Source organism: Vibrio ichthyoenteri ATCC 700023, assembly GCF_000222605.1.
In the GTDB taxonomy this organism is placed as follows: Bacteria; Pseudomonadota; Gammaproteobacteria; order Enterobacterales; family Vibrionaceae; genus Vibrio; species Vibrio ichthyoenteri.
On record NZ_AFWF01000176.1, the window covers coordinates 1 to 14,505 of the forward strand.

A 14,505-nucleotide genomic window follows, 5' to 3' on the forward strand; every position below is an offset into this window, starting at 1 on the left:
CAAGAAACAATCTGTGCTGCTGAGAGCTGAGTTATAGAAATCTTGCCTCAATAAGAATTCAGTCAATACTCTGATTTATCTCAATGTTTTTTTGGTGTAAACTGTAATGATTATTCGTACTGTTTGGTTTAGCTGAATGGACGAGATGGTTTACGCTAAAATTTGAAATTACGGAAACTTTAAATCATGAGCGACATGAAGCAATTAAAAAAATACGCCGCGGTTGGTGGTGCTATCGCCCTGGTACTCTGCTGGCCATTAGCGGTTGGTCAAATTGGACAGAATGTCATTGAAGATGGTGTCGCTCAGATGAACAGTGACGCTGTGACGGCTGAAATTGTGCAATATGATCGTGGTTATTTATCGTCCACAGTGCAGACACGTTACACTATTACTGATCCTGTGCTGGCTGCTCAATTAGAAGCGGATGCTATTCCGGCAGAGATTATTGTCAATAGCACTCTCAGCCACGGTTTATTGAGTATCAGCGCAGATTCACAAATGGTCAACTGGCCAGATTTGCCTTTAACGCTACATACCGTGACGCAATTAAACGGCAATAGTGATTTTGAATTCAAATTGGATAACTGGCACCAGGTCAGTGAAGGTGAAGAGGGAGCGATGTTATCGGTTACCCCTTCCACTCTTAAAGGCCACGTAACCGTATTGGGTGAAGTCAGCTACCAACTTGATGTTCCTTCAATTGAAGTGGATTTTAACAGCGGTGAGAAACTGCTGGTTTCTGGTATCACCGGTAATGGTGAAGGTAAGCAAGTCAATAGCTTCTGGATCGGTGATCAACAGATTGCATTAGTCGATATGGCGGTGTTAGACAGCGCTCAAACCCCACTGTTTGCATTGAAAAAAGCACAGTATGTTTACTCATCTTTTATGGATGAGCCATCAAAACGTGTGACAACCAAACATAATATCAGCGTTGGTGATGTGTTGATGGACCAAGAAGAAGTCAGCAACTTTGAAGTTGATTTTGCTCTGGGTGAACTTGATGCGGTTGCGTTTGAGCAACTGGTGCTGGCTTATCAAAATGCGCCAATGATGAGTACAGAAGACATGCAGAAGATGATCCCTCATATTGATAGCCTGTTCTCTAACGGTTTTTATCTATCGATGGATAAATTAGCGATGACGGTAGGTCAGGGTGAGTTTACCTCTGAGTGGAAGTTAACCGTGCCACAAGGGACTAACGATGTATCACGTAACCCGATGAGCATCATGCCTGCATTACAAGGCCATATTGACACTTTTGTTTCAAATGGGTTAGTGGCTCAATACCCAGCACTTCAACAGGGTGTTGATGAAGGCATGATTATGGAATTTGTGCAGCAAACGGATGAAGGTTATCGCGTAAAGGCGGAGCTTAAAGAAGGCAGTTTTGTGTTTGAAAATGGACAGAAAGTGCCGTTGATGAGCTTACTATTGCCGTTAATGATGTAAGATTTATATTACTCACCTGTCTTGATGGTACGGCAATAATTCGCGGCTCAGTGGCGAATCATATCTTCAAGTCGTTGGAGTAAAAGTAACAAAAAAGCGCGATTAAAAACAAAAGAGGTCTTAAGACCTCTTTTGTCACTTTTGTAGCGAGTAAAAAAGTGGTATTAATGTGAACAGTCTTACATAAGCATGAGCAAGGAAAGAATCCGTGGACAACGTATTTAATTTTAGCGCCGGACCAGCGGCTTTACCGAAAACGGTAATGGAGCAAGCCCAGTCTGAATTGGTGAACTGGAACAGTCTTGGTACTTCGGTGATGGAAATCAGCCACCGTAGTAAAGAGTTCATCCAAGTCGCTGAAGAAGCAGAGCAAGATCTGCGTGATCTATTAAACATCCCTAACAATTATAAAGTCTTGTTTTGCCAAGGTGGTGCGCGTGCCCAGTTTGCAGCAGTACCTTTGAATCTGTTGGGCGAAACGACAAAAGCCACTTACATTGATGCTGGTTTTTGGGCTGAAAGTGCGATTGATGAAGCGCAGAAATACTGCGAAGTTGACTCGTACGACGCTAAAACAAAAATTGATGGTAAAGTTGCCGTAGTGGCAGCAAGTGATTGGACCGTTGCTGATGATTCGGCGTATGTTCATTTCTGTCCAAATGAAACCATTGATGGGGTAGAGATTTACGATTTGCCACAAACGGATAAGCCGATTGTAGCGGATATGTCATCGAACATTTTGTCTCAGCGTATCGATGTTTCAAAATATGGTGTGATTTACGCAGGCGCACAGAAAAACATAGGCCCATCAGGCTTGTGTATTGTGATCGTGCGTGATGACTTACTTGATCTTGCCAGCCAAGTCGTTCCAAGTTTCTTGAACTATAAAGTACTGGCGGAAAAAGATTCCATGTTTAACACGCCACCGACCTTTGCTTGGTATTTATCAGGCCTTGTTTTTAAATGGCTTAAAGCGCAAGGTGGTGTGGAAGCGATGGAGCAGATCAACCGCGAAAAAGCGGCTTTGCTTTATAATTTTATTGATAGCTCAGAGTTTTATCGTAACTCCGTTCATCCGGCAAACCGTTCACGCATGAATGTTCCGTTCCAACTGGCGAAGCCTGAATTGGATGAGGCATTCCTCGCTCAGGCTAAAGTTCGTGGTTTAGTGGCTCTGAAAGGTCACCGTGCCGTTGGCGGTATGCGTGCTTCTATCTACAATGCGATGCCGTTAGAAGGCGTGCAAGCACTGGTAGACTTTATGCGTGAATTTGAGGCCGCTAACGCTTGAACAGCTCCTCTTAGTTTCTTTTAAGCTAAGAGAGCGTTTATCGCGCTGATATAAAAAAAGCCGACGTTTAAACGTCGGCTTTTTTGATCTTGCTAGTCAATGATATCGCTTAGCGATGTTTAGGTTTACGGTTACCTGAGGTCGTAGGGCGCTTACCTTGCGAGTTGCCTACATGTGCACCGCTGCCTTTACCTTGTGAACCTTTTCCTTGCGATTGGTTACCATTGCTGCCACGGCTTTGATTATTACCCCCACGGTTTACTGGCGCTGAACCGTTGGTATTACCGCTACCTTGGTTATTGGTACCGCGTTGATTAGGCTTGCCGAAACCACCTTTACCTTGAGTGCCACCTTGTGGTTTTTGGCCAGGGCGCTGAGACTGACCTTCGCCGCGCTTGTTCCCTTCGCCTTGTTTACCACTCTCACCACGTAAGCTACCAAAGCCAGGCTGGCTCTTTGTGTGCTTGGTCGCAAAGCGTTGCGAGCCGTGACGACCTGATTTACGGCGCTGCGCTGGCGTTAATACATCGCCATCTGTTTCTGGTACCAGACAGTTTGGTCGGTCGCCAATTAGATGCTTCTTACCCATGTTGGTTAGAGCTTCGCGAATGATTGGCCAGTTATCTGGATCATGGTAGCGAAGTAACGCTTTATGCAGACGACGTTGGCGTTCCCCTTTGGCAACCGGAACCTCTTCGCGTTTTTTATATTTTACCCGCTTAAGTGGGTTGGTTTCCGAGTAGTACATTGACGTCGCGTTACACATCGGCGATGGATAGAAGTTTTGTACTTGGTCGGTTTCAAAGTTGTTCTTTTTCAGCCACAGAGCAAGGTTGACCATATCTTCATCTTCTGTCCCCGGGTGAGCGGAGATGAAGTAAGGGATCAAGTATTGCTTTTTACCTGCTTCTTGGCTGTATTTTTCAAACATCTCTTTAAAGCGATCGTATGAGCCCATACCCGGCTTCATCATCAGATCTAGCGGACCTTTTTCTGTATGCTCCGGTGCAATCTTCAAATAGCCACCAACGTGATGCGTTACCAACTCACGTACGTATTCTGGTGATTCAATCGCAAGATCGTAACGAACACCTGACGCAATCATTACTTTCTTCACGCCTTTCACTTTACGAGCAGCGCGGTAAAGATCGATGGTGTGCTTATGGTCGGTATTGAGCTTGTTACAGATCCCCGGGAAAACACACGATGGACGACGACAGTTTGCTTCCGCTTTAGGATCGCTACAACCAAGACGGTACATGTTTGCCGTTGGGCCACCCAAATCTGAAATGGTGCCGGTAAAGCCCGGAACTTTGTCACGGATTTCTTCTAGCTCACCGATGATTGACTCTTGAGAGCGGTTTTGGATGATGCGACCTTCGTGTTCGGTAATTGAGCAGAAAGAGCAGCCACCAAAACAACCACGCATGATATTCACTGATGTTTTAATCATGTCGTAAGCTGGGATTTTCGCTTTGCCATACATTGGATGAGGTACGCGCGCGAAGGTTAAACCGAACACGTAATCCATCTCTTCCGTTGAAAGAGGGATTGGCGCTTGGTTTACCCACAGTTCGCGATCGCCATGGCGTTGAATCAACGCACGACCTGAATACGGGTTGGTTTCTAGATGCATCACGCGGCTGGCGTGTGCATACAAGATACGGTCGTTGTTCAATTTTTCGAACGGCGGTAAGCGCACTGCTGTTGTGGCGGCATCATGACGAGAAGGGCGAATGGTGATCGCTTTTGCTTCTGGTTCAGCCTGTTTGGTTTCACATTGCTCTTCAACGGCGTATGGGTTTTGTGGCACAAAAGCTTCTTTGCGCGGTTTTTCGATACGTGAAGAGTCAATAATGGTGAAGTTTTCTGGCTCTGCTGGCAAGTTGATCGCCGTGCCGCGAATGTTGGTCAGCGTTGAGATGTCTTCACCATCTGCAAGACGATGTGCCACTTCAACCAGTGCGCGTTCAGCGTTACCAAACAGCAAGATGTCTGCTTTGGCATCAAACAGCACAGAGCGACGAACTTTATCTGACCAGTAATCGTAGTGGGCCAGGCGACGTAGGCTCGCTTCAATACCACCCAATACAATTGGTGTGCCTTTGTAGGCTTCACGACAGCGTTGAGAATAGACTAATGTCGCGCGGTCAGGACGTTTTCCGCCTTCGTTATTCGGTGTATAAGCGTCATCGTGACGTAGCTTTTTATCTGCCGTGTAACGGTTGATCATCGAATCCATGTTACCAGCGGTAATGCCAAAAAATAGATTTGGTTTACCAAGCGTCATGAATGCGTCTTTATTGTTCCATTCTGGCTGAGCAATAATACCGACGCGGAAACCTTGTGCTTCGAGTAAACGACCGATGATCGCCATACCAAAACTTGGGTGGTCTACGTACGCATCACCCGTTACGATGATGATGTCACAACTATCCCATCCTAGGGCGTCCATTTCCTTACGGCTAGTCGGTAAAAAAGGAGCCGTACCAAAGCATTCTGCCCAGTATTTTTTGTGCTCGTGAATTGGAGTGATGTCGTTGTACATATTTTGCTCTTAGTTCCAGTGAGCGCGAATTATAGCGGCTAATCGGATGTGTATCTAGCCTTCTATTTCAGTATAGCCAAATTGCGTGAAAGCCTTATTTAGATTAGGGTTTATTCATTTTCCGCATGGGTGAGTATTGCGAGCGAATAGACGCCTAAACCGTTCAACAATCTGGCGAAAAATCCCCAATTTGGTATTATCCGCGCAAATTATTATTCCCATGAGCCTTTCTCATATGATTCAGCAATTGTTAGCAACGTTTGCACCTATGCTATTAGGTGCGCAACTCATTTTAACCATGGTGTTGGTTAAGGGTGAAATCTGTCCGGGTCAGCGAGGTCGCGTACACAAAATGCTGACCCCACTGGTTGTATTGTGGCTGGCGGTGGCGTCGTTAAAAATCGAAGCCTTTATGATTGCTGCGGCACTCGGGTATTTTTACTCACAAGTGCAAACCGGTAAGACTCGCGAGAAAGGCCCATTGTGGCTGCTGTACCTTGCCAATGGTTTGGCATTCGCTTATGTCGGCATCATGGTTGGCGAGCAAACCAGCATTGCCTCTGGTGCGAACATTGCTATACAAGTATTGCTCTTGGGTGGGTGTTTTGCTCAGTTGTTGTTGGTTGTGGCGCGTTCACGTTTGCAAGCTTTCCAACGTATTTTGCCTGTGATTGGTGTGTTGGCAGCCATGCTGACTGCAATCACGTTGGTAGTGCAAGCTTATAGCCTGAGTGAGGAAGCGTTACTGGCAATCAGTGTGCCGACCATTCTTGGTATGATTTTGTTGATCTCAGCGGTGGTGGTTTGGTGTTTCCATTTGTTCACGACGAAAGCGGTCAATAAAGGCCAGCTCGGTTTTGCATTAGTGATTTTACTGATCGTGACGGTGGTTAATCAGCCAATGTTCCACCAAGTTTTTAGTTTGGCGGCTTTTTAGATTAGCACCTTGCTAACTTAAAGTGGTTATAACGAGATGGATTGGTTGTAACAACGAGTAAACTCGAGCGAAACTCGATCCGCTTCACTTTTAATTTCTCCAATCGGAGCTAGGCTTTTAACTATTAGCTTACGCAATATCGACTTTGGCATTAATAGGCCTTGGGGAAATAGGGAGTGGAGTTATGGATTTAAGTGACGTTCGCGGCTTTGATAGCATCATCTTGTTAGGCATCGTTAATGAAAAGCTGCGCTTAGAGTGTGATAGCTTTGATGATCTAGTCAGCATGTATGAAATGGATGTAGAACAAGTCGTCGGCAAGTTGGATATGCTCGGTTATCAGTATGACCCGTTAACCAATCAATTCAAGGCGTACCAACGCTAATGCTGACACGAAATTAATACCATCTATCAATTAAAAAAAGAGGCCATCGAAGCCTCTTTTTTTGATCTTTAACTGATGATGTTTTGGCTTTTTAGGCGAGCGATATCCCTTCAAGATGGCTTTTGCATTGCAATTTTGCCGTCGAGAAGAAAGCTTGCAAATAACGTTTTTCTTTATCGGCATTGCGCGTTGCGGCAAACAATCTGCGTGATAAGCCTTCGCCGAGAGGGACGCTACTGATCAATCCTTGGCGTGAAAATTCGCTGATCGCCCAATTCGGTAGCGCTGCAACCCCAAGCCCCGCGGAGACCATTTGCACTAGCATTAAGGTATTATCACATTGCTTCCATTTTGCAGGCTCGATCCCTGCAGGATGCAGAAAGTGCTTAACCACATCTAAACGCTGCTTTTGCACCGGATAAGAGATCATGGTTTGGTCACTTAGATCTTGTGGTTCAATTTTGCTTTTGCTCGCCAGTGGGTGATTTACGGCCGTAATTAAACGCATCTCGAAATCAAATAGTGGTTCAAAATGTACCTCAGAACGAGGTTGGATATCTGAGGTTATGACCAAATCTAACTCGCCGCTCATCAAGGCGGGAAGGGGTTCAAAGCCAAAGCCAGAGGAAAAATCAAGGGTGACACTGGGCCAAGTAATTTGATATTCCTTCAACGCCGGCATTAGCCATTGAAAACAAGAATGGCATTCAATGGCCATGTGCAATCGGCCATTGACATCTTCCTTTAAACTCGCAAGCTCATTTTCTGCTTTAGCCAGCCTCGGCATCACATCATCAGCAAGGCGCAAGAGAATTTCACCTTCGGAGGTGAATTTTACTGGTCGTGTTTTACGCAGAAATAATTGCCCGCCAAGCCGTGACTCCAGATCTTTTATCTGATGCGATAACGCTGATTGGGTGAGGTGAAGCGCGGTGGCCGTGGCCGTGAGCGATCCAGTATCTCTCAGTGACGTTAGTGTTCTTAGATGTTTTAACTCAATCATGAATTCCCTTCAGCTGCATTTCCTTTGCATGAATATAGCTAACCTACCTGTTTCGACTTTGGATGTAAACGTCTAGACGTCTATTTGCTTGTGGAATGCGAAATGACCTGTGTGCTGGAATGTAACTAACTTCCCACAGCAACATGAATTTTATTAATAAACAAGTTGAATAATTGGAGGTTGTTCATGATGGCGATAAGTTCGATAGTTTAGACATCCAGACATCTTTTGTTGTTTTAGTAAAAAGATGGCTGATACAGAATTTATAATGAATAGGTATAAGGAATCAGGGACATGACAACGACAACGCATATATTAGGTTACCCACGAATCGGTGAAAAACGCGAATTGAAATTTGCTTTAGAAAAATACTGGCGAGGGGAAATTGAACAGGCCGAGCTGAAACAAGTTGGAGCCGATCTGCGCGCGAAAAACTGGAAAACGCAGGCTGATGCTGATCTTAGTTTCGTGGCTGCAGGAGATTTTGCTTGGTACGATCATGTACTGACAACGACATTATTGCTTGGACATACGCCAAAACGTCATCGCAATGGCTTTCCTGATCTGGATACTCTTTTCCGGGTCGGTCGTGGTCAATCACAGGCCAATTGTGGCTGTTCAGGTAGCGCAGCATCCGATATGACTAAGTGGTTTAACACCAATTATCACTATATTGTGCCTGAGTTTAGTAAAGACGACAGTTTTGAAGTGAGCTGGCCGCAATTGTTTGAAGAGGTCAATGAAGCGGTGAAAGCGGGCCATAATGTTAAGCCAGTACTGCTGGGGCCATTGAGCTATCTGTATCTTGGTAAAGAGGTCGAAGAGGGGTTCGATCGCCTTACACTGCTTCCGCGTTTGTTGAGTGCGTACCAAACAATTCTCGCGAAACTGGCTAAGCATGGTGTGGAGTGGGTGCAGATCGATGAGCCTATTTTGTCTCTAGAACTTGAGAAACCGTGGTTAGATTCGTTTAAATTGGCTTACCAAGTACTTCGTAGCGATGTAAAAGTGCTCTTAACTACCTATTTTGATTCTGTTGAAGATACGCTAGAGCGTATTGTCGAGCTTGAGGTTGATGGTTTACATATTGATGCATCCGCCGCACCCCATCAACTAGCGATTGTGGCTGAAAAACTTCCACAAGAATGGGTTCTATCGGCTGGCGTCGTCAATGGACGTAATGTTTGGCGAGCGGATTTGGCAAGCCAGCTTGAAACGTTAAATCCAATCAAACAGAAGCTGGGTAACAAACTGTGGGTTGCAAGCTCTTGTTCACTATTGCACAGCCCAGTTGATTTGGAACTAGAAGCAAACTTATCTGAAGAAGTGCGCAGCTGGTTTGCGTTTGCAAAACAGAAAGTCAGTGAAGTTTCTTTGCTCGGTAAAGCATTAGATGGTGACAAAGCGGCGATCTTAGCGTGTGAGCAATACAGCGCTCCAATCAAAGCTCGCAAAAGTGCAACCCATGTAAACAAGCCACAAGTACAACAACGTCTTAGTGGGATTAGTAAAGCGTTGGCTGAGCGAAGTGCGCCTTACAATGAGCGTGCAGCTCACCAAGCGGAGGTACTCGGCTTACCGCTGTTTCCAACCACGACGATTGGCTCCTTCCCTCAAACTAGCAAAATTCGTTTACAGCGTAGCGCGTTTAGAACGGGAAAATTGTCACAAGCTGAATACGATGTCGCGTTGAAAGGGCATATTGAAGATGCGGTTAAACGCCAAGAAGCCCTAGATCTCGATGTACTAGTGCATGGTGAAGCAGAACGTAACGACATGGTGGAATACTTTGCTGAAAATCTGGCTGGTTTCCAAACCACAAAGTTTGGCTGGGTGCAGAGTTATGGCTCGCGCTGTGTGAAACCGGCAATTGTGGTGGCGGACATTGAACGTGAGCAACCAATGACGGTAGGTTGGTCTACTTATGCGCAGTCTCTAACCAGCAAGCAGATGAAAGGGATGCTGACAGGTCCAGTGACGATTCTATGTTGGACATTCCCTCGAGAAGATATCACTCGTGAGGAGATTGCTAACCAATTGGCACTCGCCCTGCGTGATGAGGTGTCAGATTTACAAGATGCAGGCATCAATATCATCCAAATTGACGAACCTGCTATCCGTGAGGGGCTACCGCTGAAAAAACGTGATCACAAAGCATACTTGGAGTGGGCGGTGGATGCCTTTAAGATTTCCGCAGCCAGTGCTAAACCAGAGACACAAATTCACACCCATATGTGTTACTCCGAGTTCAATGAAATCATTGATTCTGTTGCCGCGCTAGATGCTGACGTGATTACCATTGAAACCTCGCGTTCAAACATGGAACTGCTGAAAGCATTCGAGGAGTTTAATTACCCGAACGAAATCGGCCCCGGAGTTTACGACATTCACTCACCAAATATCCCATCGCAAGAGTGGATTGAAGGTTTAATTAGTAAAGCGGCTGAGAAAATTCCAGCGCAGCGTCTTTGGGTCAACCCTGATTGTGGCTTGAAAACCCGCAACTGGGCGGAAACAGAAGTCTCATTGGCCAACATGGTTTCTGCGGCGAAGAAGTTACGTAAAGAATTTGCCTAAATCAAATTTGGTGTAGAGTAAAACGAACAAGCCCCGCTGATAGAGCGGGGCTTGTGGTTATAAATGCAATATATATTATGTTTGATAAGCCGTATTAGCTGAGGATAATCAACAAGGTACCACCTAAGGTCATCAAGATATTGGCGATTGCATACGTACCCGCGTAACCCAGTGCAGGGATCGTGGATTTAGCATGTTCATTCACAATATCCATTGCAGGCCCACAGGTACGTGCACCGATGATGGCACCAAACAGCAGTGCTCGGTTCATTTTTAACACATACGCGCCGACCAAATAAGCGAGAACAACCGGAACAACGCTCACCAAGAAAGCTAAACCAATCACTTGTGGGCCCGTTTGCGCGAGGTGCTCAAACATTTTTCCGCCGGCACTCAAGCCAATCCCCACCATAAAGAACATCAAACCAAGATCTTTGACCATGTTCAATGCTCCTTGAGGCACATAACCAAAAGTAGGGTGGTTGGCACGTAAGAAGCCCAGCGTGATCCCTGAAAGCAATAGACCAACAGCGTTACCAAGGCCAAATGATACTTGACCAAACGTCATGGTGATCAGGCCAAATAGAATCCCCAAAATGAAGAAGCTACAGAACGCAAGTAAGTCAGCCATTTGGCTGTGAATAGAGATGAAACCGATTTTTTCCGCTAGACCATGTACGCGGCTTTTTTCTCCGCTGACTTGCAGTACGTCACCTTTGGCCAACACAATATCAAGATCCATTGGCATTTCGATTTGTGCACGCACCACACGGTTAAGGAAACAGCCGTATTCCGAGAGATTTAAATCAGACAGGCGTTTACCGGCAATCGAGTCGCTTTTTACCACGATCTCTTCTTCCGCGATGCGCAGATCGAGCAAGTTGCGGTCAAATACTTCTTTACCGTTACGGAAGCTCGGGTCGAGACGCGCATGGCTATCAGGGAAACCTACCAACGCAATTTCATCGCCTTCTTGCAAAATCGCATCGCCATCTGGATGAGCCAGAATACCACCACGGCGAATACGTTCGATGTAGCAACCGGTTTGGCGATAAATGCCAAGTTCACGTAGGTTTTTGCCATCGGTCCAATCTATCAGTTCAGGGCCTACACGGTAGGCACGAATGATAGGTAAGTAAACCTTACGCTGGCTTGAACCGCCAAGGCCACGTTCTTGCGCGATCTTTTGCGCGGAATCCGATAGGTTCTCTTTTTGCAGTTTCGGCAGCAACTTGGCAAACATAATCATGCTGATAAGGCCAATCAAATAGGCCATCGCATAACCAACCGAAAGATTCTCCAGCACCAGACCAAAGTCCATATTACGTGGAATCGTGGCCAGTCCGGAGTTCAGTGCGTCTTGTGCACCTACTAGCACAGGCGTTGAGGTAAGCGCACCCGCCATCATGCCTGCGGCCAAACCAAAATCGAGCCCAAGGTATTGGCTGCAATAATGGGTGATCAATAGCGCAGTGGAAAGCACCACTAAGCTGAGAATAAAGTAGTGTTTCCCATCCCGGAAAAAGATACCGAAAAAGTTAGGGCCAGCTTCAATACCGACACAGTAGATGAATAACATGAAACCTATGGTGAGAGCGTCGGCATTAAACGTGAAACCCAGATGGCCCATAATCAACGATGTGATTAAGACACCAATAGAGTTGCCAAGTTGGAGGTTGCCAAAGCGAATTTTGCCAATAGCAAGGCCAATCGCTAGCACGACGAAAATCAATAGGATGGGGTTTTGTTCAAGCAAGAGTACTACGTCAATGTTCACAGGGGCAATTCTTGTGCTGTGCCAGTAAAAACTCACTTACGTGAGCAGATAAGAAATCGTGCAAATTGTAGCTCAAATAATGAAAAATATAAGTAGAAACTACTATTATTTTTATTAGGGGGAAACGATTATCTGGAGTAATGCTAAGACTATGTTAGATATGAAAAAACCGCTGAGAACAGCGGTTTTAAAAAGAAGGTTGAGCGTTTACTCGTCGTCGAATAGACCCAAGTGCTCTTTCGCGTATGCTTCAAATTCAGTACAACCACCAATGTGATCTTGGTCGATGAAGATTTGAGGAACCGTTTCAACAGGTTTACCAACGGTTTTTTCTAGGTCCGCTTTTGAAATACCTTCAGCTTGAATGTCAACGTAACGGTAGTTAAAGTCGTCACGTTTTGCTTTTAGGGTTTCTGCGTGTTCTTTTGCACGAACACAAAAAGGACATGCTGGGCGACCAAAGATAACGACGAACATAAATTCTTTCTCCTGTATTTTGTTACGTGTCACTATGCCTCAATCAATGAGGAAAATAAAGATCGATTTACCTCTTGATTCGATAGGTAAAATCTATTGCTAGAAAAATAAACACAACACACGATTCAAGTCGCGAAAGTCTTAAAAAAAGTAGGGCTATTTACCACAAGGAGCGCTACGTCAATTTATTTTCTTTCGCTACAAGGCAAGCTAGTTTTAGTTCAATTTAGCCTAAGGAGTGTACTTGGCATGTTCCAATTCATGACCTCCACACGCATCATTTTTGGTGAAGATGCGTTGCAATCCTCTTTGTCGGTTCTTAACCAATTTGGCTACAGCGTGTTATTGGTGACCGGACAAAAAATCGAGCGTGCCTCGCCCATCCTCAATTATCTCAAAATGCAAAATATGCGTTATCAGCATGTCGCTATCAGCGGTGAACCTAATATCACCATTGTATCAGGATCAAATGCAATATATTAGGAGGTGAAGCAAAGTTAATATTAGGAGTGGCCGTATTTCATTTAGACTGTGATTGGGTTCGGGATATACTACTTATAAATCAGGGTGTTGCTATTATAAACCCTGACATTTCAGGGTTTATAAAATTAGCTGATTTCAGGTTTATTGTCATGTGGACCGAGAAAACGATCACCATTGAAGTGAATCATATGATCTGGATTATCTGCTATCCAAACTTCAGTTTCCCACGCAATATCAGCAGCATTTTTTCTAAACTCAGCTCTATGAGGGAAAGCTGTTACATAAACTCGCCCGACAGAACAACCATCCAAAGCTTTTTCAAGTTCAAGCCATCTTTTCGGGCTTACAGGACCGTGGCTTGTTACTGCTTCAATCAAAAATAACCATTTACGTTGTTCATCATAAACAACGACATCGGGAAGCTTATCGTGTGACATAGGAGGAACGTTCAATGATTCTAAATATTCGGTTTCCAGAATCATATGTTTGCCACCCTCATCTCTACTACTTGCTGTATCACTGATATAAAGAACTTTACCGTTCTTACCTACGAAACGAGGGCAAAATTCGTGAACAATATCAGCGTGTAGTTGATTGTGAGCACCTGGTGAAAGCTTTATTTCGTCCCCATTAGGTAAGAGCACTGCAATTTTTTCTTTGTTGATAGTTCGATCAAACATAGCTTGTAGAGTTGGAACATCTTTCAGGAATTTATTAACTAACGCTTTCCAATCACCATTCGGGTAAGCATGTAAAATATCGATGATAGGCTGGTTCAAAGAATAATTATTGTCTTTGCTATTTGTTGCTCTTGCTGGGTTATCACGGTTTCTATCAACGACTTGAGCTTGGTCAAATTGGTATAGGGTCTGTCTTCTAATTGTCTCACGAGAATTAGGTTTGTAGTCTTTACCATACAGAGAACGTATAAAGTCCATAATATCAACGGTAGGCAATAGTGGGGCAGTCGCTACACTCCAATCATCGGTTGGTTTGATATTAGCCAGTGCTAAAAACACCCAAGCTGATCTGTCATTGTATTGCTGTTTTGGCAATCTTATGTTTTAACTCGTAGACTTACGGCCAAAGAAGAGAAACGTCGAATAGTTGCTTCAATTTATACTGCTGATACTGCTGATACTGCTGATACTGCTGATGTAGATGCCGTTGGATTTGATAATAAAACGAACTACTTTCACCCAATGGGTAAGCCGTTAGATAGTGATCTTGCAAAAGGTCTATGGGTATTTCTGAACAGCACTTTGGTTGATCAATATTTTCATCAAATGAACGGTCACACACAAGTCAATGCAACTGATCTTAGAACATTGCGCAACCCTACAAAACAGCAACTCGTAGCTATGGGAAACATGGTTGACTTTGTTAGTTTTGACCAAAAACGTGTAGACCAAATTATGGGTCATCTACTGTGAGAAATTTGATTACAATTAACTCATAGACTTCGTTTATGACAACATCCTTTGATGTGGTTTTTATTGGGCTGTAATTTAGATCAAAACTATGCAAATAGCGTTGAATGCCGTATGTAATACTATTACTAAACCTGTTAAA

Annotated in this window: 11 protein-coding genes and 1 pseudogene; 7 read left to right on the forward strand and 5 right to left on the reverse strand. The window is 44.6% G+C overall.

Annotated elements, in window-relative coordinates:
- Window positions 1–186 precede the first annotated feature (186 nt).
- Both RH85_RS12585 and serC read left to right on the forward strand, forming a co-directional pair.
- On the forward strand, window positions 187–1,455 hold the full coding sequence (locus tag RH85_RS12585; RefSeq protein WP_006712719.1) for a DUF945 family protein: 1,269 nt from the start codon (window positions 187–189) through the stop codon (window positions 1,453–1,455).
- 208 nt (window positions 1,456–1,663) lie between these two features.
- The gene (gene serC, locus RH85_RS12590; protein ID WP_006712721.1) at window positions 1,664–2,746 is read left to right on the forward strand and encodes a 3-phosphoserine/phosphohydroxythreonine transaminase; all 1,083 of its coding nucleotides are present in this window, start codon (window positions 1,664–1,666) and stop codon (window positions 2,744–2,746) included.
- 109 nt (window positions 2,747–2,855) lie between these two features.
- Here the strand turns inward: serC and RH85_RS12595 are convergent, their stop codons facing one another.
- The gene (locus RH85_RS12595) at window positions 2,856–5,294 is read right to left on the reverse strand and encodes a YgiQ family radical SAM protein (RefSeq protein ID WP_006712722.1); all 2,439 of its coding nucleotides are present in this window, start codon (window positions 5,292–5,294) and stop codon (window positions 2,856–2,858) included.
- Window positions 5,295–5,529: 235 nt separating this feature from the next.
- Here RH85_RS12595 and RH85_RS12600 point away from each other — a divergent pair, with 235 nt between their 5' ends.
- Together RH85_RS12600 and RH85_RS12605 are read left to right on the forward strand one after the other, a co-directional pair.
- Entirely contained in the window at window positions 5,530–6,231 is a 702-nt protein-coding gene (locus RH85_RS12600) for a hypothetical protein (protein WP_006712724.1), read from the forward strand.
- Window positions 6,232–6,415: 184 nt separating this feature from the next.
- Window positions 6,416–6,616: a DUF4250 domain-containing protein gene (locus tag RH85_RS12605; RefSeq protein ID WP_006712726.1), complete on the forward strand. Its 201-nt coding sequence runs from the start codon at window positions 6,416–6,418 to the stop codon at window positions 6,614–6,616.
- Window positions 6,617–6,707: 91 nt separating this feature from the next.
- Here the strand turns inward: RH85_RS12605 and RH85_RS12610 are convergent, their stop codons facing one another.
- Entirely contained in the window at window positions 6,708–7,619 is a 912-nt protein-coding gene (locus RH85_RS12610) for a LysR substrate-binding domain-containing protein (protein WP_006712727.1), read from the reverse strand.
- Window positions 7,620–7,913: 294 nt separating this feature from the next.
- Between RH85_RS12610 and metE the strand changes: the two genes are divergently transcribed.
- Window positions 7,914–10,196: a 5-methyltetrahydropteroyltriglutamate--homocysteine S-methyltransferase gene (metE, locus tag RH85_RS12615; RefSeq protein ID WP_006712730.1), complete on the forward strand. Its 2,283-nt coding sequence runs from the start codon at window positions 7,914–7,916 to the stop codon at window positions 10,194–10,196.
- 94 nt (window positions 10,197–10,290) lie between these two features.
- Here metE and RH85_RS12620 read toward each other — a convergent pair whose 3' ends face one another.
- A complete protein-coding gene (locus RH85_RS12620) occupies window positions 10,291–11,973 on the reverse strand; it encodes an aspartate:alanine antiporter (protein WP_006712732.1) in 1,683 nt (560 codons plus the stop codon).
- 207 nt (window positions 11,974–12,180) lie between these two features.
- Window positions 12,181–12,450, reverse strand: a complete 270-nt coding sequence (locus tag RH85_RS12625) for a GrxA family glutaredoxin (RefSeq protein ID WP_006712735.1) — start codon at window positions 12,448–12,450, stop codon at window positions 12,181–12,183.
- 249 nt (window positions 12,451–12,699) lie between these two features.
- Between RH85_RS12625 and RH85_RS12630 the strand changes: the two are divergent.
- A pseudogene (locus RH85_RS12630) lies at window positions 12,700–12,909 on the forward strand (iron-containing alcohol dehydrogenase); the annotation flags it as partial.
- A 149-nt stretch (window positions 12,910–13,058) separates the two neighbouring features.
- Here RH85_RS12630 and RH85_RS12635 read toward each other — a convergent pair.
- Window positions 13,059–13,988: a BsuBI/PstI family type II restriction endonuclease gene (locus RH85_RS12635; protein WP_241210395.1), complete on the reverse strand. Its 930-nt coding sequence runs from the start codon at window positions 13,986–13,988 to the stop codon at window positions 13,059–13,061.
- On the opposite strand from RH85_RS12635, the gene RH85_RS12640 reads away from it, so the two are divergent.
- On the forward strand, window positions 13,974–14,366 hold the full coding sequence (locus RH85_RS12640) for a hypothetical protein (RefSeq protein ID WP_006712741.1): 393 nt from the start codon (window positions 13,974–13,976) through the stop codon (window positions 14,364–14,366). The genes RH85_RS12635 and RH85_RS12640 overlap by 15 nt on opposite strands.
- Window positions 14,367–14,505 lie beyond the last annotated feature (139 nt).

Excerpts from the sequence above, each read along its gene's own strand:
- RH85_RS12585 (WP_006712719.1), top strand. The coding sequence starts at position 187 with ATGAGCGACATGAAGCAATTAAAAAAATACGCCGCGGTTGGTGGTGCT.
- RH85_RS12595 (WP_006712722.1), bottom strand. The coding sequence starts at position 5,294 with ATGTACAACGACATCACTCCAATTCACGAGCACAAAAAATACTGGGCA.
- RH85_RS12600 (WP_006712724.1), top strand. The coding sequence starts at position 5,530 with ATGATTCAGCAATTGTTAGCAACGTTTGCACCTATGCTATTAGGTGCG.
- RH85_RS12605 (WP_006712726.1), top strand. The coding sequence starts at position 6,416 with ATGGATTTAAGTGACGTTCGCGGCTTTGATAGCATCATCTTGTTAGGC.
- RH85_RS12610 (WP_006712727.1), bottom strand. The coding sequence starts at position 7,619 with ATGATTGAGTTAAAACATCTAAGAACACTAACGTCACTGAGAGATACT.
- metE (WP_006712730.1), top strand. The coding sequence starts at position 7,914 with ATGACAACGACAACGCATATATTAGGTTACCCACGAATCGGTGAAAAA.
- RH85_RS12625 (WP_006712735.1), bottom strand. The coding sequence starts at position 12,450 with ATGTTCGTCGTTATCTTTGGTCGCCCAGCATGTCCTTTTTGTGTTCGT.